General features: G+C 55.6%; 20 protein-coding genes. 9 read left to right on the top strand and 11 right to left on the bottom strand.

The features are described 5' to 3' along the window. The first annotated feature begins 75 nt into the window (after positions 1 to 75). On the top strand, positions 76 to 1,122 hold the full coding sequence (locus ACKPCT_RS11500; RefSeq protein ID WP_210186709.1) for a site-specific DNA-methyltransferase: 1,047 nt from the start codon (positions 76 to 78) through the stop codon (positions 1,120 to 1,122). A gap of 227 nt (positions 1,123 to 1,349) precedes the next feature. On the opposite strand, the gene ACKPCT_RS11505 is transcribed toward ACKPCT_RS11500, so the two are convergent. The 4 genes from ACKPCT_RS11505 to mutY form a co-directional block, all read right to left on the bottom strand. Beyond that, the gene (locus ACKPCT_RS11505) at positions 1,350 to 2,225 is read right to left on the bottom strand and encodes a bifunctional helix-turn-helix transcriptional regulator/GNAT family N-acetyltransferase (RefSeq protein WP_319569262.1); all 876 of its coding nucleotides are present in this window, start codon (positions 2,223 to 2,225) and stop codon (positions 1,350 to 1,352) included. Positions 2,226 to 2,391: 166 nt separating this feature from the next. After that, on the bottom strand, positions 2,392 to 2,742 hold the full coding sequence (locus tag ACKPCT_RS11510; RefSeq protein WP_319569263.1) for an antibiotic biosynthesis monooxygenase family protein: 351 nt from the start codon (positions 2,740 to 2,742) through the stop codon (positions 2,392 to 2,394). Between the two features lie 78 nt (positions 2,743 to 2,820). Beyond that, positions 2,821 to 3,294, bottom strand: coding sequence for a GNAT family N-acetyltransferase (locus ACKPCT_RS11515; RefSeq protein ID WP_319569264.1), 474 nt, complete (start codon positions 3,292 to 3,294; stop codon positions 2,821 to 2,823). Further along, a complete protein-coding gene (gene mutY / locus ACKPCT_RS11520; protein WP_319569265.1) occupies positions 3,291 to 4,427 on the bottom strand; it encodes an A/G-specific adenine glycosylase in 1,137 nt (378 codons plus the stop codon). The genes ACKPCT_RS11515 and mutY overlap by 4 nt, the downstream gene beginning before the upstream one ends. A gap of 452 nt (positions 4,428 to 4,879) precedes the next feature. Here mutY and ACKPCT_RS11525 point away from each other — a divergent pair, with 452 nt between their 5' ends. Beyond that, a complete protein-coding gene (locus ACKPCT_RS11525; RefSeq protein WP_319569266.1) occupies positions 4,880 to 6,619 on the top strand; it encodes a methyl-accepting chemotaxis protein in 1,740 nt (579 codons plus the stop codon). A gap of 112 nt (positions 6,620 to 6,731) precedes the next feature. Here ACKPCT_RS11525 and ACKPCT_RS11530 read toward each other — a convergent pair whose 3' ends face one another. Next, entirely contained in the window at positions 6,732 to 7,175 is a 444-nt protein-coding gene (locus tag ACKPCT_RS11530) for a hypothetical protein (RefSeq protein ID WP_090070787.1), read from the bottom strand. 393 nt (positions 7,176 to 7,568) lie between these two features. On the opposite strand from ACKPCT_RS11530, the gene tldD reads away from it, so the two are divergent. Both tldD and ACKPCT_RS11540 read left to right on the top strand, forming a co-directional pair. Next, positions 7,569 to 8,984 (top strand): metalloprotease TldD, encoded by a 1,416-nt coding sequence (gene tldD, locus ACKPCT_RS11535; RefSeq protein ID WP_319569418.1) that lies wholly within the window; start codon positions 7,569 to 7,571, stop codon positions 8,982 to 8,984. A gap of 255 nt (positions 8,985 to 9,239) precedes the next feature. Continuing rightward, positions 9,240 to 9,857, top strand: a complete 618-nt coding sequence (locus ACKPCT_RS11540) for a MarC family protein (protein ID WP_090070789.1) — start codon at positions 9,240 to 9,242, stop codon at positions 9,855 to 9,857. A gap of 149 nt (positions 9,858 to 10,006) precedes the next feature. On the opposite strand, the gene ACKPCT_RS11545 is transcribed toward ACKPCT_RS11540, so the two are convergent. Further along, positions 10,007 to 11,689 carry a methyl-accepting chemotaxis protein gene (locus tag ACKPCT_RS11545; protein WP_319569267.1) on the bottom strand — a complete coding sequence of 561 codons (1,683 nt, stop codon included), beginning with the start codon at positions 11,687 to 11,689 and terminating at the stop codon, positions 10,007 to 10,009. A 224-nt stretch (positions 11,690 to 11,913) separates the two neighbouring features. Between ACKPCT_RS11545 and ACKPCT_RS11550 the strand changes: the two genes are divergently transcribed. From ACKPCT_RS11550 to ACKPCT_RS11565, 4 genes are all read left to right on the top strand, one after another. Continuing rightward, positions 11,914 to 12,219 (top strand): DnaJ family domain-containing protein, encoded by a 306-nt coding sequence (locus ACKPCT_RS11550; protein WP_090070793.1) that lies wholly within the window; start codon positions 11,914 to 11,916, stop codon positions 12,217 to 12,219. A 300-nt stretch (positions 12,220 to 12,519) separates the two neighbouring features. After that, a complete protein-coding gene (locus ACKPCT_RS11555; protein WP_090070795.1) occupies positions 12,520 to 14,319 on the top strand; it encodes a DEAD/DEAH box helicase in 1,800 nt (599 codons plus the stop codon). A 355-nt stretch (positions 14,320 to 14,674) separates the two neighbouring features. Beyond that, complete coding sequence (locus ACKPCT_RS11560) at positions 14,675 to 16,144, top strand: MATE family efflux transporter (RefSeq protein WP_090070797.1); 1,470 nt, start codon at positions 14,675 to 14,677, stop codon at positions 16,142 to 16,144. A gap of 106 nt (positions 16,145 to 16,250) precedes the next feature. Next, on the top strand, positions 16,251 to 16,472 hold the full coding sequence (locus ACKPCT_RS11565) for a DUF2093 domain-containing protein (RefSeq protein WP_407062705.1): 222 nt from the start codon (positions 16,251 to 16,253) through the stop codon (positions 16,470 to 16,472). Positions 16,473 to 16,505: 33 nt separating this feature from the next. On the opposite strand, the gene lpxK is transcribed toward ACKPCT_RS11565, so the two are convergent. The 5 genes from lpxK to ACKPCT_RS11590 all read right to left on the bottom strand — a co-directional run bounded on the left by lpxK (position 16,506) and on the right by ACKPCT_RS11590 (position 22,347). Further along, entirely contained in the window at positions 16,506 to 17,525 is a 1,020-nt protein-coding gene (gene lpxK, locus ACKPCT_RS11570; protein ID WP_319569268.1) for a tetraacyldisaccharide 4'-kinase, read from the bottom strand. Positions 17,526 to 17,568: 43 nt separating this feature from the next. Continuing rightward, complete coding sequence (locus ACKPCT_RS11575; RefSeq protein ID WP_319569269.1) at positions 17,569 to 18,888, bottom strand: 3-deoxy-D-manno-octulosonic acid transferase; 1,320 nt, start codon at positions 18,886 to 18,888, stop codon at positions 17,569 to 17,571. 323 nt (positions 18,889 to 19,211) lie between these two features. Continuing rightward, positions 19,212 to 19,907: a lysophospholipid acyltransferase family protein gene (locus ACKPCT_RS11580; RefSeq protein ID WP_139229231.1), complete on the bottom strand. Its 696-nt coding sequence runs from the start codon at positions 19,905 to 19,907 to the stop codon at positions 19,212 to 19,214. A 240-nt stretch (positions 19,908 to 20,147) separates the two neighbouring features. Next, positions 20,148 to 20,990 carry a 3'(2'),5'-bisphosphate nucleotidase CysQ gene (locus tag ACKPCT_RS11585; RefSeq protein ID WP_090070805.1) on the bottom strand — a complete coding sequence of 281 codons (843 nt, stop codon included), beginning with the start codon at positions 20,988 to 20,990 and terminating at the stop codon, positions 20,148 to 20,150. Next, positions 20,977 to 22,347: a TldD/PmbA family protein gene (locus ACKPCT_RS11590; RefSeq protein WP_090070807.1), complete on the bottom strand. Its 1,371-nt coding sequence runs from the start codon at positions 22,345 to 22,347 to the stop codon at positions 20,977 to 20,979. The genes ACKPCT_RS11585 and ACKPCT_RS11590 overlap by 14 nt, the downstream gene beginning before the upstream one ends. Before the next feature lie 284 nt (positions 22,348 to 22,631). Here ACKPCT_RS11590 and ACKPCT_RS11595 point away from each other — a divergent pair, with 284 nt between their 5' ends. Continuing rightward, the gene (locus ACKPCT_RS11595; RefSeq protein ID WP_090070808.1) at positions 22,632 to 23,279 is read left to right on the top strand and encodes a DUF6101 family protein; all 648 of its coding nucleotides are present in this window, start codon (positions 22,632 to 22,634) and stop codon (positions 23,277 to 23,279) included. Positions 23,280 to 23,419: the final 140 nt, after the last annotated feature.

Genomic DNA, 23,419 nt, shown 5'->3' on the forward strand with positions numbered 1-23,419 from the left:
ATGCGTTCGAATGTATCCCTACGGTCGGATTTCGACCAGACCGAAGCCGGCCTCGCCGATAGGCTTGATACCATCATGAAGGGCGACTGCGTTGCCCAACTGGAAAAACTTCCCAAACATTCCGTTGACGCGATTTTCGCCGATCCGCCCTATAATCTTCAGCTGGGTGGCGGCTTGACCCGTCCGGACCAGTCCGAGGTGGACGGGGTGACCGATGCATGGGACCAGTTTGAAAGCTTCGAGGCCTATGATGCCTTTACCCGCGCCTGGCTTCTGGCCTGCAAGCGCGTCCTGAAGCCGAACGGTACCATCTGGGTCATTGGCTCCTATCACAATATTTTCCGCGTTGGCGCGATCATGCAGGACATCAATTTCTGGCTCCTGAATGACGTGGTCTGGATGAAAACCAACCCGATGCCGAATTTCCGCGGCAAGCGCTTTACCAATGCGCATGAAACCATGATCTGGGCGAGCCGCGACAAGAGTTCCAAATATACCTTCAATTATGAAGCGCTAAAGGCCTTCAATGATGATGTGCAGATGCGCTCTGACTGGACGCTGCCGATCTGCACCGGTCATGAACGTCTCAAGGGCGACGATGGCAAGAAGGTGCATCCGACCCAGAAGCCGGAAAGCCTGCTCTATCGCGTGCTTTTGTCTTCGACCAATCCGGGCGACGTTGTGCTCGATCCCTTCTTCGGAACCGGCACCACGGGCGCTGTGGCCAAGAAGCTGGGCCGCCACTTCATCGGCGTCGAGCGCGACCGTGATTATATCGCAGCCGCTCAGGCCCGCATTGATGCGGTCGAGCCTGTGGATCTGGATGCGCTCAAAACCACCCAGAGCAAGCGTGCAGCGCCGCGCATTCCGTTTGGCCGTCTGCTGGAAGAAGGCCTGCTCAAACCGGGTGTAGAGCTCACCGACAAGCGCGGCAAATTTTCCGCCATGGTGCGCGCCGATGGCTCGCTGGTCTCGGGCAGCCATACCGGCTCCATTCACAAGGTAGGGGCGCTGGTCCAGGGGCTGGATGCCTGCAACGGCTGGACCTACTGGCATTTTGACAAGGATGGAGCACAGGAGCCGATTGATAGCCTGCGCCAGATCATTCGCGACGCAGCCTGAGAGCGCCGCGTAACGGGCGGCTTTTTAGCTGCCTGTCGAATTTAACCAAGGAGATGTTCGAAGTTCCGGTTTTTCGGTGAAATCCATTCAAGCCCCACCGTCGCCTGCCTGATGTTTTGCGTAGCAGGTGACCTCGGCTTGATCTGACCCAATTGCGACCTCAGACATTTCACCCACCTGAAGGCGACCCGATGGTCGCCTTTTTATTTGGGGTTTATGGGGGGCTGTCAGATGCGCTTCTCAAAGAACAGATCCGGATAGGGATCTTCATTAAAGCGCTCAATCTCGCTCCAGCCGAGTTTGTGATACATGGCCACGGCGTCGCTGAGCACGCTGTTGGTATCCAGCCGCAGACATTTTATGCCAAGGCTTTTCGCCTCATTCTCCGCCTCGGTCATCATGCGCTGGGCCAGCCCCATGCCACGGGCTGAAGGGACGATCCAGAGCCGCTTCAACTCCGCATAGCCCTTGTCCGTTCCCTTAAGGCCAATGCAGCCGATGGGCATGCCATCCAGCATGGCCAAAAGGAAGGCGCCGCGCGGATGCTCCATGTCGCATGCTTCCGGGTCTGCCGAGAGGTTGACGTCGAAGCCGCTCTTCAGCTTCCGACCAAGTTCTTCGTAATAGGCTTCAAGGCACACCACCGCGCGGGGGTCCAGCGGCGAAACACGCTCTATCACCGTGCGCTCGAAGCCAAGTGCCGTGGCCACCACATCCATGGCCTGCAGCAGCACTTCCGGATGCGGATGGCGGGCCACGATATCGGCGGCCTGCTTATCCGAGAGAGCCTCATAGGCGGCGAATTCTTCCTGCCCCGCGGCAGACAGGGTAGCGATCCTGCGACGGGCATCACTTTCGCTGGCTGATACGGTGATCAACCCTTCGTCCTCCAAGCCGCGCAAAATACGGCTCATCAGCCCGGAATCGAGCCGCAAGTAATTTCGGATTTCAGCAATATCCGTGATCCCGCGACCAATAGCGTTGAGCACTCGGGCAGGCCCCAGCGGGCGCCCTCTCCCCAAAAAGGATGCATCAAGCACCCCTGCTTCCGTGGTGACGGCGCGATGAAACCTGCGTGTGCGGGCAACTGGATCTGTCAGCATCCCGATGACTCCCTTGCTAACTTGTCTTTTCGCTCTCCCTTGGAGAGGGCAGCCTTATCAGGCATTTCAATTTATCTGACTTTAGTCAGAAAATAATCCAAAGACAATTACGGCTTTTACGATCCCACGGATTTTTTACAGCCACGCAGCAGCGCATCGGAGAGCCCTAGAGCCCTTCGCCTCGGCCTTCCGGACCAGAATAGTCGCGTTCGATCTTGGCCACACGCAGTTCGTAATGGGCATACCAATCCTTGATCCCGAGGCGCTGGGCGGCCAGATGTTCGGCATTGCGCTTCCATTCAAGGATGCTTTGCTCATCTTTCCAGTAAGAAACGGTGATGCCGAAAAGCGCGCCATCGCGGGTGCTTTCTGCCCCGAGGCAACCGGGCTGTTCAAGGGCGAGTTTATACATGGCATCGCCCATCGCTTCATAGCCTTCATGCTCATCCCTGAGCTGGTTAGAGAAGATTACGGCATAATAGGGCGGCTCGGGTGTTTTGGCGAAACGGTCAGACATGCAGGATCCTTTCAACAGGCAGGAAGACGGAAGAGCGTGGCATTTTCCCCGCAAAAAGAGGACCAACAGGGCTACTCATCAGGCACCGATTGCTTTGCGCATGGTGATGGAGGTGACGCGATCATAACCCGGATGGGCGGTCTCAGCGGTTTTGGTGAAGCCAAGCGCAGCGAAGATCCGGTAATTTTCAATCAGCTCGATGCGGGTTTGCAATTCCAGTGTGTGATAGCCCAGCGCAAGCGCTCTCTGCGCGGCAATCTCAACCAGCTGCGCGCCAAGCCCCTGCCCGCGTGCTTCAGAAGCAACCGCCATCTTGCCCAGATAAAGACAATCGGGCTTTCTGGTGAGAAAGACGCAGGCTTTCACCGGAGCGCCGATGGACCAGACCTCGCCGCTCTCGCATTGGCGGGCGATATCGGCGATGGTCAGCACCAGCATGGAGCTGGGCGGATCAATGCGCCCGTCCATATAGGCAAAGCTCTTCTGGATCAGAGCCAGAATATCGGCCAGCACCGGATCATCCGCTTGACGCTGCCTTGCTCCCTTTATCATGGAACAAACTCCACGACCTTTCGAAAGATGGTCGGTAAAGCTTCGCCCTTGATGCTTTGCGGTGTTGACCACCACCCCTCTGGCGTGGGCCTCGCGCCATCGCTTGCGGCTTCATAGATATCCAGCAAAAGATGGAAGTGGGTGAAGGTATGGGTTACCTGCCCCGTCTTCTTTCTAAATGCGAGTCCGTCAGGTGCCTTTTCAAGCGCAGTTGCAGGGTCGAATCCCTCACCGGCCTTTTTGTCAAACCAGTCAGTGGTTGGCACGGCTGCCATGGAAGCCAACAGGCCCTTGTCCGGTCGCTTGATCAGCCAGAGAGCCCCATCGCCGCGCCGGATAAGAAAGGCCGCGCCGCGACGGGTCGGTTTTTCCTTCTTGGGTGCTTTCACCGGATAACGCTCCATATCGCCAACGGCTTCAGCGGCACAAGCACCGGTAAAGGGACAAAGGGCACAGGCCGGCTTTTTGGGGCTGCACAGGCTGGCCCCCAGATCCATCATGGCTTGCGCGAAATCCCCCGGACGCTCTTGTGGGGTGAGGTCCCCCATCCTCTGCTTGATCGGCTTCTTGGCGGCGGGCAGCGCTTCGTCTATGCGATAAAGCCGCGCGATGATGCGCTCAATATTGCCATCGACCACGGCCACCGGTTCATCAAAGGCAATGGCAGCAATGGCCGCAGCGGTATAATCGCCAATGCCGGGCAGAGATTTCAGCTCGGGGACTGTTTCGGGGAAGCGTCCGCTATACTCGTCCACCACGGTGCGGGCGCATTTGTGCAGATTACGGGCACGGGAATAATATCCAAGCCCTGCCCACGCCTTCAGGATGTCGTCTTCATCGGCGGATGCCAGATCAGTAACCGTGGGCCAGCGCGCAAGAAAAGCAGTAAAATAGTCTTTCACCGCTCCCACCGTTGTCTGCTGGAGCATGATTTCGCTCAGCCAGACTTGATAAGGCTCAGGCAAAACGCCAAGCGCAGCATCCGCCGGCGAGGTACGCCAGGGCAACGTGCGGTGATGTCTGTCATACCAATCAAGAAGCAGGGATGCATCTGCGGCGGCAGTCTCTTTGCAGGCAAGATCGGTCACAATGGTCTTATCATCCAACGCGGTCTGGTCCTTTATATGGTCCATATATGGTCAGTGCGGGCTCGCCCCACTCATGCAACGGCCGTTCATGCCAAGTGGCACTATCCGGCGCTCTGCCAAGGAAGAATGGATAAATGGCGTCGAGCGGCTAGAATCGGGCCGAAATGCAGTGTGCTCACCAGACAGCATGAAATCAAGCCTCATGCCCAAGGACGCCAGCAGGCCATACAACGGCAGCCTTCTGAAGGAACGAATGCAATGCACAGACTATATTTTCTTCTTTTTTCAGTAATTTTACTTGATAAAAAGAAGGTAATTTTCTGAAATTTACCTCATTATTTAAAAACAGAACAAAAAGAAACAAACATACATTCGAATACTCACACAATTACACATTCTTTAACTTATATATTGCTTACTAGTTTACGTTTCTCAATCAGCCACATTCCTTTTTGAAATATAAGTGAATGTGCTTACCTACCCTCCAGGATTAGGCCATGTCCACCAAACAGCTCTCATTCTTGCCAAAATGGGTGACATCCATAAAAGCAAAGATTTTTTCTATCGTTTTGCTTTCGGCTATTGGCATCGCAGCATTGGCAGTGCAGTCAGGTCTTACGTCCAGAGACGACCTGATGGCCAGCAAGGAAGCGGAACTGGCGCATCTAATAGAATCAGCCACCAACATTGCCGAAAAATTCAATGAGCAGGCGAAAAGCGGGCAGCTGTCGCAAGAAGAGGCCCAGCAGCGCGCCAAAGAAGCCATCTCCATGATGAGCTATAATGGGGGTGACTATTTTTTCATTCTCGACACCAGCGGTCACATGCTGATGCACCCGGTTAATCCGGATCTGGTTGGCAAGGATGTATCGGGCACCAAAGACCGGAACGGCACTTACACCACCCGCAGCTTTATCCAGATCGCCCGGGAGCAAGGGGCCGGCGCACTTGAATATGTCTGGCCCAAACCGGGGGAAACAGACGCCACTCCTAAAATGTCCTATGCAGAAATGTTTGCTCCATGGGGCTGGATTGTGGTGACCGGGGTCTATATCGACGATGTGAACACGATTTATCAGAACAATATCCAGAAGCTGCTGCTTTCCGCCGGAATGATCGCACTGATCATTGTCGTGCTGTCCGCAATCACTGCCTTTTCCATTACCAAACCACTTGGCAAGGCCGTGAACACGACCCGCAAGCTTGCTGACGGCGATCTCAATGTCGATATTCCGAACACCGAGCGCGGAGACGAGATCGGAGCACTTGGTCGTGCCCTGATTGTCTTTCGTGATGGCGCAAGACAGACAAAGGCCATGGAACGGGAGCAAGCCGAGCAGAAGCAGCGCAACGAAGAACAACAGCGCCAGATGCTGCTCGACATGGCGGACCGTTTTGACAGCTCTGTCAGCCAGATCATCAAGACGGTAGCTCATGCTGCCACCGGATTTGGCCACCAGACAGAACAACTCGCCACCCGCTCCAAAGAGAATAGTGATCGCGTCAAATCAATCTCGGAAGCCATGGCTGCTTCAAGCAGCAATGTGCAGACCGTTGCGGGCGCTTCGGAAGAGATGACCACATCTATTGCGGAAATCGCCTGCCAGATCGACGAGACCAACAATTATTCCCGCACAGCTGTGAACGAGGTGCAGAAGGCCACCAGCGTGATCGGTTCCCTCTCGCAATCGTCCAAGGCCATCGGCCAGATTGTAGGCCTCATCAAGGATATCGCCGAACAAACCAACTTGCTGGCGCTCAACGCGACCATCGAGGCTGCACGCGCTGGCGAAGCAGGACGCGGCTTTGCAGTGGTTGCTGCCGAGGTCAAGGATCTTGCCTCCCAGACAGGAAAGGCAACCGAAGAGATTGCTGAGCAGATCAATACCATCCAACACACCATCTCAGATGCAGTGGTCGCAATTGAGCATGTGGATGGCACGATTGGTCAGCTCAACCGCATTTCCAGCACCATCGCTTCGGCTGTCGAGCAACAGGGCGCTGCATCGCAGGAAATCAGCTGCAGCATTTCCGAAGCAGCCCAGAATAGCCTTCAGGTGACGGACAATGCCGAAGCACTCAACAATCTGGCCATGGAGAATGATCAGGCTGCTGACGACATGTCGATCCATGCCGCCGATTTGGAAACCCAGATTGCCAATCTCTCGAAACAGGTTGATGCGTTCCTCTCAACCATTCGCGAGCAGAACCGACAAAATGGCGTGAAGGCTGCTTGACCGGCAGCCTCCAACTTTGCCCTTCAAGCGCGAATAAAAAAAGCCCCCGCCGATCTTAAGGGATCAATGACGGGGGCTTTTTATTCATAAAGGGCAATCGATCAGGATCTTGTCAGGCAGATAGATCCACGCTGGAGCCTTCTTCATCCACGGGCGCTTTCATCGCGGCTTCATATTCCTTGGTCAGATGGAGCATATAGTCGATAAAATTCTGCTTGCCCTCGTTGTTCGATACTTCTGACACAATCTGGGAAAAAACATCCTCGTTGATGGGAGAACCACCCATCAGGAGAGCCATCGGATTGGTCGCGCTGCCCTGCCCAATTTCCAATTTCATCTGATCGAGATAGGTCATGAATTCCTTCTCGGTCAGCTTGCCATCACCGAAGCTGTCGGCGGTTTCGAAATTCTTGCGACTGAGAATGGGAACATTCTGCGCTTCGTCGACATTCAGATCGCCGGATTTATCCAGATCATACTTCTCGATCATCATGTCGACAGCATCGGCGTTACTGATGCGGAAGATGGGCATGTAGCTTGATGCACCGCTGATCATGGCCCCACTCCTCTCATCGACGTTCTCCCCTCACCGGGCTGATTTGCCCTCATTGGCAGGTTTTGCGTATGGTTAGCCTTCATAGTTAATGAATTTACCGAAACATGGTTAACGCCCGGTTTAATTTTAATCCGCAGCAACATTCTTCAAAAAACGGACACATTTACAGTGTTCGCATGCGTTGCTTCCACAGGCCTTTAAGCGAAGAAATTTCTATTATTTAATTCTTTAACTGGATATTGGTCGCCAAGGGTCTTATGTCTAGAATAAGTATAGTCACACAATTGTAATCATCACCGCGGGGTCACCATGCATTCTTTATCAACGACTTTGCCAGCTTCCCTTCAGGCGATCTCGCCTGCCTCAAGTCTCATCAAGGGCGAAGGCAAGGATATGCTCGAAAGTTACGGGCTCGATAAGGATCAGGTGAGGCAGGTTTTGGCCGATACCGTGCATGGCGCTGATGACGGCGAACTTTTTTTCGAACAGACGCAATCGGAAAGCCTCGTCTTTGACAACGGACGGCTCAAAAGCTCCGCCTTTGACACCGGACAGGGTTTTGGCCTGCGCGCAGTTGCAGGCGAAATGGCCGGCTATGCCCATTCGGGCGAGCTCAATATGGGCGCTATCCGGCGGGCGGCAGACTCTGTGCGTGGTGTCGCCGATGGCTATGAAGGCGTGTGGGACATGGCCCCTCCCAAAGCCAACCACACCATCTATCGAGGGTTTAACCCGGTGGATGACCTGACGCTTGGCAAGAAGATCGCCCTTCTGGAAGAAATCGACGCCTATGCCCGCGAAAAGGATCCGCGCGTTCGGCAGGTTTCCGCTTCGCTGGTTGGCAACTGGCGGCGTGTTGGCATTCTACGCCCGAACGGGCAGTGGTTTGAAGACGTGCGCCCGCTGGTGCGGCTCAATGTGTCCGTTGTCGTGGGCGAAGGTGACCGCAAGGAGGCCGGCAGCCACGGCTTTGGTGGGCGCAACAGTTATGAATTCTTTCTTGAGGCCAATGGCCTTGAAGGCGGTTGGCGCAACGCCACCGATGAAGCCATCCGGCAGGCTCTGGTCAATCTAGAAGCCGTTGCCGCTCCGGCTGGCGAGCTGGATGTGGTGCTTGGCCCCGGCTGGCCCGGCGTGCTGCTGCATGAAGCCGTAGGCCATGGCCTAGAAGGTGACTTCAACCGGCGCAAGAGCTCGGCCTTTTCCGAACTGATGGGCCAGCAGGTCGCCGCCAAGGGAGTAACGGTGGTGGATGATGGTACCATTCGCGGCAAGCGCGGCTCGCTCAATATCGATGACGAAGGCACCCCTTCCCAGCGCACAACGCTGATTGAGGATGGCATTCTGGTTGGCTACATGCAGGACCGGCAGAATGGTCGCCTGATGGGCACCAGCTCGACCGGCAACGGGCGCCGTCAGTCCTATGCACATCTGCCCATGCCACGCATGACCAACACCATTATGGAAGCGGGCGAGCACGAGCCCGAAGAAATCGTCAAGTCCGTCAAGAACGGCATTTATGCGGTGAATTTCGGCGGCGGTCAGGTGGATATTACATCGGGCAAGTTCGTCTTCTCCTGCACGGAAGCCTATCTCATTGAAGACGGCAAGGTCGGTGCGCCGGTCAAAGGTGCAACCCTGATCGGCAACGGCCCGGAAGCCATGAAGCGCATTTCCATGATCGGTAACGACATGGAACTGGATACCGGCATCGGCACGTGCGGCAAGCAGGGCCAAGGCGTGCCGGTGGGCGTTGGTCAGCCCACACTCAGAATTGACGGCATTACGGTTGGCGGCACACGCACCTGACTGCCTGATAGAGAGACATGATGCAGGATCTGGCGTGCAGGCCGCGCAGAATGCGGCCTCACTCGTCTTGAAAGCCTGTTTAAGTGCCGTTCATTGGCCTCTTTTCAATGAACAATCCTATATGCATATGCGTTGAATATCGTCCGCGCTCGACACATGCAGCCTTTTCACCAAGGCTTCATGCCGGACGATGGTCATCATATCTCTTCAAACACCGCCGAGCCGGGAAGGCTCCGCTCACAATAAAGAACGCCAATGGACCTAGACTATCCTCGCCTCATTTCGATTTTTGTCAGTTTTTTCGCTGTTGTAGACCCAATCGGGACAATTCCCGTTTTCATGGCAGTGACGTCGGGCATGGATGGGCGAGAGCGTCGACAGGTCATCATCAAGGCCTGCACAGTGGCTGCTGCCGTTCTCTGTTTCTTTGTCATTGCAGGGGAAGTCATTCTGACCTCTCTTGGCATTCCGCTGCCAGCCTTTCAGATTTCCGGTGCCATCGTGCTGTTCCTGTTTGCGCTGACGATGATCTTTGGCGCAGGCAAGCCAGAGGCGGAGCTGGAACTCAAAAACGCCCACGATCTGGCCTTCTACCCGCTGGCAATTCCCTCCATAGCGAGCCCCGGAGCTATGTTGGCTGCGGTGTTGCTGACGGAAAACTCGAAATTTCCCATTACCCAACAGATGATTACAACAGGGCTCATGCTTAGCGTCATTCTGATCACCGCCGCCCTCCTACTGGTGGCAAGCTATGCGCAGAAGGTGATCGGCAGAAATGGCGCCAGTGTGATCAGTCGTGTGATGGGCATGCTGCTGGCCGCAGTCGCCATGGAAAATGCCCTCTCCGGCCTCAAGGACTATTTCGGCATTTAGGCTGACAAGAGCTCAACGATGGAATGAATATCCGGCTTCTCGGGTTTGGCCCGGTTCACCTGTGACTGCGGCTCCAAACAAAAAGGAGCGCAGTGATAAACCGCACTCCCTTGGGCTCTTGTTTGAAATCTTTTGCTGCCTTGGCGCCGTCAGGCTGCCGAAACATCCGCAAGGAATTTTTCGATATTCTTCTTGAGAGAGTCAGCGCTCTTGTTGAGTTCGCCAGAGGCGCCTTTGACAAGATGCGCGGATTCTGTCGTCTGGGCCGTTTTCTCGGACACCATATGCATGTTGCTGGAAGCAGAGTGCGTGCTGTCTGCTGCCTGCTGGACGTTGGTGGCAATCTCGCCCGTTGCCGCGCCCTGCTGTTCCACAGCCGTTGCAATCGCCGAGGTATAGCCGTCCACTTCTTCCATGACGCGAGCAATCTTGGCAATAGAATCCACCGTTTCACCGCTTGATGTCTGGATGGCGTTGATCAGGCTGCTGATTTCCTCTGTCGCCTTGGAAGTCTGGGTTGCAAGTTCCTTGACTTCAGCTGCCACAACAGCAAAGCCCTTGCCAGCTTCTCCGGCACGTGCTGCTTCGATGGTGGCGTTAAGGGCCAGTAGGTTGGTCTGTTCGGCAATGGCCTGAATAAGGCTAACCACCTCGCCGATCTTGCGGGAGGCATCATCCAGTTCGGCGACCTTGCCGTTGGAGATCTTGGTATCCTCGGTCGCAACGGCCACGACTTCTTTACTACGGACAGCCTGCTGCATGATTTCGTTGATTGAAGCGGTTAATTCTTCGGCGGCAGATGCCACAGAATGGACGTTGGCAGACGCATCCTGACTGGATGCCGAAGCCTGCGAAGAGCTGTCTTCTGTCTGGCTGGCAATTTCTTCCAGCTTATCCGCAGCCTGCTCCATTTCGTCGATCTGGACAGCTACGGCGCCAAGATTCTGCCCGACGCTTTCCCGGAACATGGTAATCAGCTCCGCAATACGCTCGGCTTTGCGAATGCTCTCTGCATTATTCTCTTTTTCCAGTTCGGCAAGACGCTGCCGTTCAATTGCCCCTACGCGGAAGCCCTCAACGGCCCGGCTCATGGCCCCCACTTCGTCATTGCGGTTCTGCCCGGCAACTTCAATGTCGAGATTGTTGTCGCCAATGGCAACAATATCCTGATTGAGAAGAGAAATGGGCCGCGCAATCGAACGGGCAAGGAAAAAGCCGAAGCCACCGGCAACAGCGACCAGCAACAAGGCGATCAGGCCGGAAATCGTGGCAGCTTTCCAGAAGGCCTGCTGGACATCTTCCAACAGCACGCCAGAGCCGAGAATCCAGCCCCAAGCGCGAAAATTCTTGACGAAGGAAATCTTGTCATGAAAGACACCATTCTTATCATCCCAAACATAATCTACATAAGCTTCGCCATTCTGCGTTGCCTTTTCGATAAATTCTCTGACGTGATATTTGCCGTTGCCGTCCTGAGCCTGCATCAAGTTGGTATTTTCGCTTTGCGGCTTGGCCGGGTGAACAAGATTCGTGCCGGTCTCATCATAGACAAAAACATAGTCCTTGCCTTGATATTTCATGCCTCGAAGAGCAGTCTTGGCTCTGAGCTGGGCTTCTTCTTCAGTCAATTCGCCGCTTTGGGTTTTCTTGTAGAAAGTATCTGCAACATTATAGGCGGCATCGACGACACTCTGAATTTCATGGCGTTTAAAGCCATTCAGGTTGGTATCCAGATTTACCAGCTGGTAGCCCAGCAAAACCAAAAAGGACAAAACAAAGAAGGCGACGAGCGCATATAGGCGGCTCGAAATACTGCGAAAAAGGCGGGACATTTAGGTAGGCTCCGGTGCGGGGTCTTCTTAAAATTCATTATGTTTCCGTAATCTTTCTACATTTCGGGTTAGAAAAAGGTAAATTTTTCCCCTTCACTTTTCCTAATCACGGCGATTTTACTCACTCAGACGCAGACATTTTGTCACAGACATCGAGCTTTATTCTTTTCAACCATTCTCCGGAGCGAAAATGTCTGGCGTTTCTCAAGCATGGACACTGGCAAATGGTGAAACATCCTCTCGATCATCTGATTGAACAGCGCATTCAGGAAGCACTGGACAATGGAGATCTTTCCAATCTGCCCAACGCAGGGCAGCCCCTCTCTGATCTTGACCTCTCTGAGGATGATCTGCTGGCGCGCGTGGTGCGCGAACAAGGCGGCAAACCGGCCTATGTGTTGCTGAATGGCAAGCTGCAAGCGCTGCTCAAGCGCCTTGACCAAGTCAAGGATCCACTCAGACATAAGGCTCTGGAGCAGCAGATCGCGGACATGCGCACCCAAATGGCCATCGAAAAGGAACGCGGATAGGCCGCACCCGCCCAAAATAGCTAACTGCGCTCGACATTGTGAGGGGAGCAGACGGTGTCGAGAAGACGGCGAGGCTGCCCCTCTCGTTCTTTTATGCCCAATTGCCCGAAGGGATTGCCAAGGAGTGATTGCAATTTCGCAAAGCGTCCTCTACAAGGGGGCCTCACCCCGTGACATGGTTGGCCGATGGAGCAGCTTGCGACTGAGCAAGAGAGCTGCGAGGGGAAAAGGCTTCAAGACGCGGGAATCAATTTACGAAGGCCAGAGCTCTGCTGGCAAGGACTTCCTGGAAAGCCTATTATGACAAATTTCGAAAGCGTGCATCCCGTGCTCGCCACAGCCTTGACCCATCATGGCTATGATCATCTTACCTCTGTACAGCAAGCTGTCATCGAAGCCGATGTGAAGGGCCGCGACCTTCTGGTGTCCGCCCAGACCGGCTCTGGCAAAACCGTTGCCTTCGGGTTGGGCATGGCTGAAAGCCTGCTGGGGGAAGAGGGCAAGCTGCCGCGCGCTGCCGAGCCGCTGGCACTGGTCATTGCCCCAACGCGAGAATTGGCCATGCAGGTCAAGGCCGAACTGACATGGCTTTATGCCGACTGCGGTGCGCATATCGCCTCCTGCGTTGGCGGCATGGATATTCGCCGCGAGCGCCGCGATCTCTCCCATGGCTGCCACATTCTGGTGGGCACGCCGGGCCGTCTGCGCGATCATATCGAACGCGGCTCTCTTGACCTGAAATGGCTGAAAGTTTCTGTTCTTGATGAAGCTGATGAAATGCTTGATCTGGGCTTCCGCGAAGATCTGGAATTCATCCTTTCCAACGCATCTGAAGAGCGCCAGACCTTCCTCTTCTCGGCAACCGTACCGCGCCCGATTGAAGAACTGGCCAAAACCTACCAGCGCGATGCCCTACGCATTACAACGGCAGAACAGCGCCAGCAGCACGCGGATATCGACTATCACGCCCATCTTGTTTCGCCAAAGGACAAGGAAAAGGCCGTCATCAACGTTCTGCGCTTCCACGAGTCGCCCAGCACGATGATCTTTTGCTCGACCCGCGAAATGGTGCGCCATTTGTCTGCGCGCCTTTCGAACCGTGGATTTGCCGTAGTCGCGCTTTCCGGTGAGCTTAGCCAAGCTGAACGCACCCATGCACTGCAGGCGATGCGTGATGGACGGGCTCGGGTCTGTGTGGCCACCGACGTGGCTGCACGCGGTATCGACCTACCGAACCTTGATCTTGTGATCCATGCGGATCTGCCCAACAACTCTGACGCCCTGCTGCACCGTTCGGGCCGCACGGGTCGCGCCGGACGCAAGGGCAATTGCGCCATTATCGTTCCGCACAACAAGCGCAACTTGGTCAACCGTCTCCTGAAATTCGCTCGTGTGCGCGTCAATTGGGAACCGGTGCCGAGCATCGACGATATTTTGAAAAATGATCAGGCGCGCATCTTCGAGCATCCCAAGCTGCTTGAAGTGCCAACCGGCGATGATCTGACTTTGGCCGAGAGCCTGCTGGCCACCTATGGGGCCGAACAGGTTGCCCATGCCTTCCTTGCGACCCAGCAGGCCAACTATCCTGCGCCTGAAGAGCTGATTGCCGTCAACTACAAGGAAGACACTCGCAAAGGCGTTCAGGAAAGAAACGACTTTGAAAATGGCGTTTGGTTCCGCATCAATGCCGGGCGCAAGCATCGGGCCGAGCCGCGCTGGCTGTTGCCTCTCATCTGCCGTGTCGGCGGCTTCAACAAGAAGAAGGTCGGCTTCATCCGCATTCTCGATGGCGAGACCGTGTTTGAATTGGCCCCAGATGTTGCAGACCGTTTTCAGGATGTAACCGAGGCGGAAGGCACCGGCGAGAAGAGCCTGCGCATCACCAAGATCGGCGAACGCCCCGAGCATCTGCTTAATTCTGGTGGCGGACGCGGCAAACCGCGCAGCGCCGGTGGCAAGGGACGTTTCAATGATGGTCCGCGCCCACGCCGCCGTGATGGTCGCAGCGAAGGACGCGGCCAGAATGATGGATACCGCAAGGACAAGAAGTCCCACCGTGGCAAGGGTGGAAACAAGAATTACCACCCACTCAACGACTAGGAGGCAGGCTGGTTTCAGCCTTCTTTCCCTTGTCCAATCTCTTATCCATTTCGGCCCGTGTCTTTGATCTGCGCGGGCCGATTTGCATTCTTTCCGCTCAGTTTCTCCTTCTGCTGTGGCAAAAGCATTGCTTCGGCAGCAAGGGCGAAGAGGAAGAAAGCGGCCTCCCCCTCTTTCAATATCCGCCGACATTCCCTATTTAATGGGCCTGACATTTTCCGGATGACCAACCTTTTTTCTGGGCCGACAAAGGGAACCTGACAAGGCACACCCCATTGCTACCCATTTTCATGCCTTTGCCGGATCGCACCACACCGGCGGCGACTTGGCCGGATGCCACTAAACAGGAATTTGCATGACCGAAAAGATCACGCAGCCGTCTTCGGCAGCCGCTTCCCAGCCCAAAACGGACACCTCCCAACGGGCCAAATTCGTGACCGGCTCGATTTTCCGTCATGTTGTCACCATGACGGCAACAGGCGCGGTGGGCATGATTGCCGTCTTCATGGTGGATCTGGCGAACCTGTTCTATATCTCCCTGCTTGGGCAGGCGGAATTGGCAGCGGCCATTGGCTATTCAGCCACGATCATGTTCTTCAATAACTCGCTCAGCATCGGCATGATGATCGGCGGTTCTGCCATCATTGCCCGCGCGTTGGGAGAAGAGCGCAAAGAGCTTGCCAAACGGAGGGCGGGCAGCGCACTGATCGCCGTTTTCCTGATGATGATCGTGATGGCAGGGTTGGTCTTTGCCTTCATTCCCGAGCTGCTGACCTTTATCGGAGCGAAGGGAGACACCCACTCGATTGCCGTTAGCTTCCTGTCTATCGTTATCCCATCCATGCCGTTTCTTGGCATTTCGATGATGCTGGCCGGCATCATGCGCGCCAACGGAGACGCCAAGGGGTCCATGTATGTCACGCTGGCTGGCGGCTTTGCCTCGGCCATTCTCGACCCGATCTTCATTTTCGGATTCGGGCTAGGCATCGAAGGGGCGGCCATTGCCTCGGTCCTGTCCCGCTTCGTGATGATCGGCATGGGCATTCGCGGCACGCTTTTTGTCAAGCAGATCCTTGCCAAGCCAGACAGTCTGGAAGATCTTTTCAGTCAATGGCGGGTTCTGTTTCCCATAGCCATTCCTGCGATGCTGACCAATGTGGCCACTCCCGTTGGCAACGCCTATGTCACCATGTCTATCGCCGACTATGGCGATCAGGCCGTGGCTGGCTGGGCCATCATCGGACGCATCCAACCCTTGGCATGGACAGCCTTGTTTGCACTTTCAGGCTCAGTGGGGCCGATCTTCGGGCAAAATCTGGGCGCAGGACTTCATCATCGCGTCAAGCTCACCCTGCGCGACAGCATGTATTTCATTCTGGGTTATTCGCTCTTTGTGTGGTTCATCCTGTTTGTGGCGCAGGGCATGATTGTCGACATTTTCCAAGCCGAGGGTGATGCGGCCGATTTCGTGCGCTTCTTCTGTACGTGGATTGCTCCAAGCAGCATCTTCATGGGCTTCCTGTTTGTCTCCAACGCCGCCTTCAACAATCTCGGGCACCCTGCCTATTCCACGGCCTTCAACTGGGGGCGCTCAACGCTGGGGACCATCCCTACCGTTATGCTGGGCACCTATCTGGCAGGCGCGGAAGGGGCTTTGCTCGGGCAGGCCGTTGGTGCCGTCATTTTCGGGTTGATGGCGATCCTGACCTGCTTTTATGTCATCAACAAGCAACATGGTCATGGCGGTGCCGCTGACACCAACCCGGTCGAGAACTGGTACCGACGCGCGCTCTCGCCTTTCTCCTCTGGCAAGGGCAACATGTAGCCGCTGGCTTGCGAAAAAATCGCGAGCAATCTTGCAGCAAGGGCTGGTCAGAGCGTGGATTGAGCGCTAGAACAAGACAAGACGCATAAGGGAAAGGACCAAGACCATGATGATCAATCTGCCAAATTCCGGCAAGGAAGCCGTGCTGCGCTATAAAGATGCAGACTTGCAGGTCATTCATTCAGGGTCTTACGTCAGATGTGCCGTCACCGGCCGCCCCATTCCACTTGATGACCTGAAATACTGGTCGGTGGATCGTCAGGAAGCCTATATCGACTGCGAAGCATCCTTTCAGGCCGAAAAAGCCGCTGCCGCGAAAAAGGACTGACACACAGTCTGGAGCATCTCTCTAGAGATAATCCTAGCGTCGCGAGAATTTGCGGCGAACCTCAGTGAGCAGACGCGCCGCAAAGCCCTTGTCTTCAAAGCCCATATCGACCTCGATGATATGAGCCTTACTGGCCAGCTGCGCTCCGACCTCGCCCAGTTCGGCTAGACGGACGTGATCCTTGGCTGTGGTCACGATTTCGAGATTCTGCGCGGCTGCCCGATCCAGAATTTCCTGCCCTTCTTCGATGGTGAAGCTGTGGTGGTCATCAAAATGAATATGATCAATCACCGCAAGATCCAGTTGATCGAGCGTACGGTGGAACTTGTCAGGTCGGCCGATGCCGCAGAAGGCAAATATGCGGGTTCCGCCCAACAAACTGCATTTCCCCGGCAGCAAACGGGCGTTAACCGTGCCCTTGCCCAGCTTTGAGAAAAGTTGGTGCAACTGCGGCCCCTTGGATCCTTCCCCGACGATGACAAACTGATCGGCACGCCAGACCTGAGGGTGGAGCGGCGCACGCAGGGGGCCGGCAGGGAAGACAAAGCCGTTGCCAAGGCCCTGTTGCGAATCCACGATGATCAGGTTGAAATCCTTGTGCAAATAGGGGTTTTGGAAGCCGTCATCCATGATGATGATGCTGCCTTCCTTGCCACCGGAAATCTCTTCGGCCAGCTTTGCACCCGCCACCCTGTCGCGAGAGACGATCGTTGGCGCCACACGGGCCAACAACAGGGCTTCATCGCCAACATCGGCGATGGAATGGGTAGCAGGATCAACCAGCAAAGGGCCGGGCTCCTGCCCCTTGAAGCCACGCGTTAAGAAAATTGGAGAAAGATGCTGGCTTTTGGCCACGCGCCCCAACGTGATCGCAGTCGGCGTCTTGCCTGCCCCTCCCATCACCAGATTACCGATGCAAAGCACGGGCATATGGGCCTTGTAGAGAGCTTTCTTCTTAAAACGGGCAAGGGAAATCCGGCCGTAGACAAGACTAACGGGATAGAGAAGCCACGCCAGAGCGTTTCGCTCTGTCCAAAAGCCGGGTGCCTTCATAGTCTGCTCTCCTGTTGCCCGATAGCCCGGCTGGCGCGTTAGCTCAAGGCGTTTCGCTATTCGCCCTGTTCAGCTCGGCATTGATCTTGAGGGGCTCAAGGAAAGGATTAAGCGCCATCATCGTCATGTCAAGAGCGCCAGAGAATGGCCGCAGGGACCGTCTGGCCAACTCGACACGCCGGTCGATTTCGGCAGAGGAGGACATGAGGCGTGCAAGGGTCTGAATAAGTTCGCGCTCATTATGCAAACATTCCGCGCCGCCGGTCTGATCCAGAGCATCGTAGATATTCTGGAAATTCTCCACACTTGGTCCATGCAGGATCGTGCAGCCCAGTCGGGCCGGTTCAATCGGGTTCTGGCCGCCATGGTCAACCAGAGAGCCACCGACAAATGCAATGCGGGACAGGCGATAGAATAGCCCCATTTCGCCAATGGTATCAGCGATATAGATATCGGTTTTAGGGAACAGATCGGGCTCTTCAGAACGGCGCTGGATGCGCGGCACGATGCCAACCAGTTCCTTCATGATATCGTCGCTGCGCTCGGGATGGCGCGGTACGATAATAGTGAGCAGATTGGGAATGCGCACTGCCATGCGACTATGCGCCTGAGCCAGAAGCCGCTCTTCGCCCGGATGCGTGCTTGCGGCCACCCAGACCGGACGATTGCCCACCGCCATGCGCAGGCGCTGGAGTTGCTCTTCATCGGCCTGAGGTGGAGGTACATCGAATTTGAGATTGCCGGTCACCTCGACCTGCGCCACGCCCAGATTGGTATAACGGTCTCTGTCTTCTTTGGTCTGAGCAAGACAGAGCGGCACATTGCCGAACATCTGCCGGAAGACCGAAGGGAACTTGGACCAGCGCCGGAATGATCGCTCAGACATGCGCCCGTTGACCACGATCATGGGGATGTCGCGATTGTTCAATTCTGACAGGATAAAGGGCCAGATTTCCGATTCCACAAACAGCGCCATATCCGGCTGCCAGAAATTGAGGAACCGATTGACATAAGGCGCAATATCAAAGGGCACGAACTGATGGAAGGCGCCACTTGGCAGGTGCTTTTGGGCGATTTGGGCCGATGTGACCGTGACAGTTGTCAACAGAACCTGAGTGCCGGTTTCCGTTATCAGATTGATAAGCGGCAGTACGGCATTGGTTTCACCCACAGAGGCCGCATGCACCCAAATGAGAGGGCCAGACGGGCGAGCGATGGAAGATTTGCCGTAGCGCTCCTTGCGACGGGCCGGAATCTCCTTGCCCTTGCGCGCGCGCAAGCCAACCAACAGCGGAGCCAAAGGGCTCGCCGCATATCCCGCCATGCGATAGGTGGAAAGTGCAAATCGTCCTGACCAGTCCATCAATTATCCGTTCTGTTTTCCTCACTATGGCCTAAACTTATGGTCCAAAAGATGGCGGCGGGGAGACAATCAACAGCTTGACCTCCCTAAAGCGAGGCCCCCCGATAAAGCTGCCGCATGCTACAAATGTCCGAGCGAATGGCCAAGCCATTTTTGCTATTATATTTTATACAACCTTGCACACTACACACAAGATTGCCCAAACATGCAAGCGTTTCCGCTCTTTTGCAAGGGGGCCTGTCCATAGAGGCTCCAAACGGTAAACAAACCTTCAGGACATCTGACCATGCAAGCCGACACCAGACACTTTGTTGCCCATGGCGCTAGTGTTTGAGAGCTTCGTAGGCCTTGCGGGTGGTCTCATTGAGCGCAGCTTCCACCAATTGGCGCATGCGCTCCAACTCGGCCTCATCGGCCTCGTGCGACACATAGATCGGTTCGCCAATGATGAAGGCAGCCTTGCCGAAGGGCAGATTGACCGATGCCTTGTCCCAGGTATCAAGATCAATGCGCCGGGAAGAGGCATAGGCGGCCGGAATGATCGGGCGCCCGCTCAACTTGGCCAGCGTGACCACGCCGAGACCGCATTCTCTGGCGCCAGTTTTGGGCACATTGACTGTCATCACAACGCCAATGCCTTCACGCAGGCAGGACACCAGATTCTTCAGCGCTGAAATGCCGCCCTTTGTCAGCGTCTTGGAGCGATTGCGCCCGCCGGAGCCGCGCACCACATCAACGCCAAGAGCCTCTGCGGCGACACTATTGAGATGCCCATCCCCGGAGCGCGATACCAGCGCCTTGAAGGGGTCGTTCTTGCGCTTGACCAGAGGCACCATGAAATGCTGCCCATGCCAGAGCGCCACGATCGCCGGATAGTGCCCTTCGACCCTTGCATAGCCTTCATCGGGATTGTTGACCATACGGTTGGTGGCATGCACCAACCGCAGCCAGAGCGCAATCAGCCGTCCCCCCAGTGTCAACACTGGTTTGGAGCGAAAAATTTTCTTCAACTCTCGCACGGTTTGCGCCTACTCCGATCTGACCTGACGAAGAGAAACCCTGCTCGAACAAGTCAGCCAGCTCCGTCTTTTGCGCTCTCCATATAGTGCTATTCGGCAGCAAAGGGAAGAGCGGAGACCGTGAGAGAGGGACAGGATCTGCCATATTTGCGCATTAAAACAGCCAGTAAGGTTAAATCCACAAGCGCATGCGGATGAAGGCGCGCAAAGCCCGCCTTTTCAGCCCTCTTCGGGCGAGACTCAACCGTGGCGTCTTTGCGGAAATTGCAAGGCTGGCATCATGGGAGCAACCAGACGACCAAGCGCCTTGCAGGAGGCGTATAGGCTATCATGATGCACATTGGGCCGGTTATATTTCAGCAGATTGTTGGACTTGTCGCGCAGAATACCGTGAGCCTCTTCGACGATGAGGTCAGCGGCCGCCAAGTCCCAGTCATTGGCGTCTTCGCGAGCCAGAGCCAGATCAAGGGCTCCGGTGGTGACCATGACGATTCTGTAGGCCAACGAGCGGACATAGCCGGCATTTTGCACACCAGCACGGGCCAGCGGCCCTCTGGCAATAGCCGGACGCGGACCGGCTACTCTGGCGCCATCCAGATTGGCGAGGCGCGGACAGACAACGGGCACATTATTAAGCTGTGTGCCACCAAAGCGGGAGGCGCAATACATCTCACCGCGCACGGGTGCGAACAGCACGGCAGCCACCGGCCTGTGATTCTCCACCACCGCAAGCGAGATGGTCCACTCCGTACCACCATCAATGAAGGCCCGGGTGCCATCAATGGGATCGATGACAAAGACGCGCTGCTTTTCCAGCCGCTCGGGATTGTCTTCGCTCTCTTCGGAAAGCCAGCCATAGTCCGGGCGGGCGGCCATCAGAGTTTCTTTTAGAAACTCGTCAACGGCCAGATCAGCCTCTGTGACCGGACTGTAATTCTGTTTGGTCCAGACCTGTGGGTCCCTGTTGAAATAGCGCAGCGCAAGCGCCCCTGCCTTGCTGGCAGCGTCTTCCAGAAGTTTGGTGTCTTCCTTGTAGGCGTGTTTGGAACCGGCAGATGCCTTGCAAGTCTTATCGTCCGGCAACTGTCATGCCCTCTACCAGAATGGACGGTGAATTAACCGCATGTTCAAAGGAAAGGTCGTCCGCCGGAATCATCCGCGCAAACATGTCAACGAGGTTGCCGGCGATGGTGATTTCGGAAATGGCTTCGGCCAGCTTGCCATCCTTGATGCGCACGCCGGAAGCGCCACGGGAATAATCGCCCGTCACCCCATTCACGCCCTGCCCGATCAGGTCGGTAATGTAAATGCCATCCTTGATACCGGCAATCAGCTCCTGCTGGGTGTGGGTGCCCTTCTCAAGGCGCAGGTTGGTCGTTGACGGATAAGGGTTGGCGCCTGAGCGGGTTGCCCGTCCGTTGGTTTTCATTCCCAGCTCGGCAGCGGTTGCGCTATCCAGAACCCATTGGTTCAGATAGCCATTTTCCACCAGAGCCAGAGGCTGGCAATCCACGCCTTCCCCGTCAAAGGGGCGCGAGCCAAGACCGCGTGGCAGCATCGGATCGTCATTGATGCAAATGCCGGACGGGAAGACCTGCCGACCAAGCTTGTCATTGAGGAAAGAAGTATGCCGCGCAATGGCTGCACCATTGATGGCGGACGCGAAATGGCCAACCAGCGTTGTCGCAACCCGAGGCTCGAACAGGATATCGTAGGTGCCGGTTTCGATCTTGGCCGGATTGAGACGGCTCACCGCCCGCTCACCCGCCCGACGGCCGACGAGCCCCGGAGACCGCAAATCATCGCGATGCACCGCAGCCGAGAAGGAATAATCCCGCTCCATCGTCATGCCAGTGCCTGCAATGGCAGTGACGGAGAATGAAATACGAGAAGACAGATAGGAGCCAACAAAGCCGTGAGACGTGGCCAGCACAGCGCCCCCCAGAAAATGCCCGGCACCGGCGCCGCCGGATTTGGTCACCCCCTCCACCGCCATGGCAGCTTCTTCGGCCTCTTCCACCATACGGGTCAGATCTTCCGAGGTGGGAATATTGAGATCGGCCGGATCACAGGCCTTGACCCGTTCGGCCACAAGAGAAGGCTCCATCAGATCGCTGCGCGCGGCCAGTCGCGCGAAGGGATCGGGCGGAGACAGATGCGCCATGGCAACCGCCCGTTCGGCGAGCTTGGTCAGGATATCCAGATCGTCGGTGGTATTGGTGGAAATGGATGCCTTACACCCATCTATAAAGACCCGAAGCGCCATGGAGTCATTCTCGGAATGCTCATTTTCTTCCAATGATCCATCGCGCAAGCCAACCGAACTGGAAATGGCTCTGGCAGCGACCGCATCAGCGGAGTCGGCTCCAGCCTTCATGGCGGCTTTTACAAGATGGTGGGCTCTTTCCTCAATAATGGACTGATCAAGAAGGTCTGACATAAACTCTTGTCTTCTGCTTTGCGGGTGGAGCGATCAAAACACGCTTTCCTTCTGTCTTAGGGGCTTGAAGCGGCTTGAGCAAGTAAAAAGGCATAAGGGCCGTGAGCACAATCTGGGGGAAAGTGGTTGCCAAAAGGTGAAGATTCGACCCCGGTAATAATTCCCTAACCCTATATAATATCACGCTTTTTTAACCCTCTTAATTAAGCAAATACTGAAGCCTGTTTGCTAGGCTGAGCCTATTCAAAAGAAGCATCCCAAAAGGGGCTCGAAGGAGAAGGCTCGTGAGGCGTCAGGAAAATCAAAAATACACGGAAGCCATTTCCTACCAGGTTGAGGGGGCAGCACGCATTGATCCCCACAATCTGGCAAAGTATTTCCAATCCGGCGAAATCCGATCCAAGGCAGCCAAGCTCAGCGGCTTCAGCGAAACCGCTCTGTTCGGCGCACAGGTTCCCGGTATCGTTCAAATCAAGGCAGATCAGGTGCTTGTCGAGTGCAATCTCAGCTGCGGTTTGCCGCTGCTGGTGCGCGTCCCACTGGCTTATTATAAAGGTGTCGGGGCCCGTTTCATTGTCGGCAAGCGCGAAGGCAATCCGCTGATCTGCATTCTCGAACTTGTACATGACGATCCCAATCTGACCTTGCCCTTGATGGCAAGCACAGATCTGGAAGAAGCTGCCGTTGACTGGCAGAGCTGGTCCAATCGTTATCATTTGCCCATGTTGCACAAGCCTCTGGGCGCTGGCGATTATGAAGTGGCCAGTGACAGGAATGGCCCGCTTGCGGATCTGGTGACGGGGCCACAAATGCCACGTCGGCCACATGCACAGATCTCGGCTCGCCGTCCACGGTTTCTTGTGCGTCGGAAAACGGGCACATGCGGTCCGATGCAACATTTTCAGGAACGCGAGATTATCGCGCGCAACTAGGCGCGCTTGCAGGTGAACATCCCAAGACATGCACGAAAGAGAGGGTCAATCGGCCCTCTTTTTTGTTTGTCTTAGCGTTGCTTGTCTCTGTAGGAAAAAGCTCTCATCGGGGCCGCCCTATGCACGGCATCTCAGCAACC

The sequence above is a fragment of the Cohaesibacter marisflavi genome, from assembly GCF_963665895.2.
Classification (GTDB): domain Bacteria; phylum Pseudomonadota; class Alphaproteobacteria; order Rhizobiales; family Cohaesibacteraceae; genus Cohaesibacter; species Cohaesibacter marisflavi.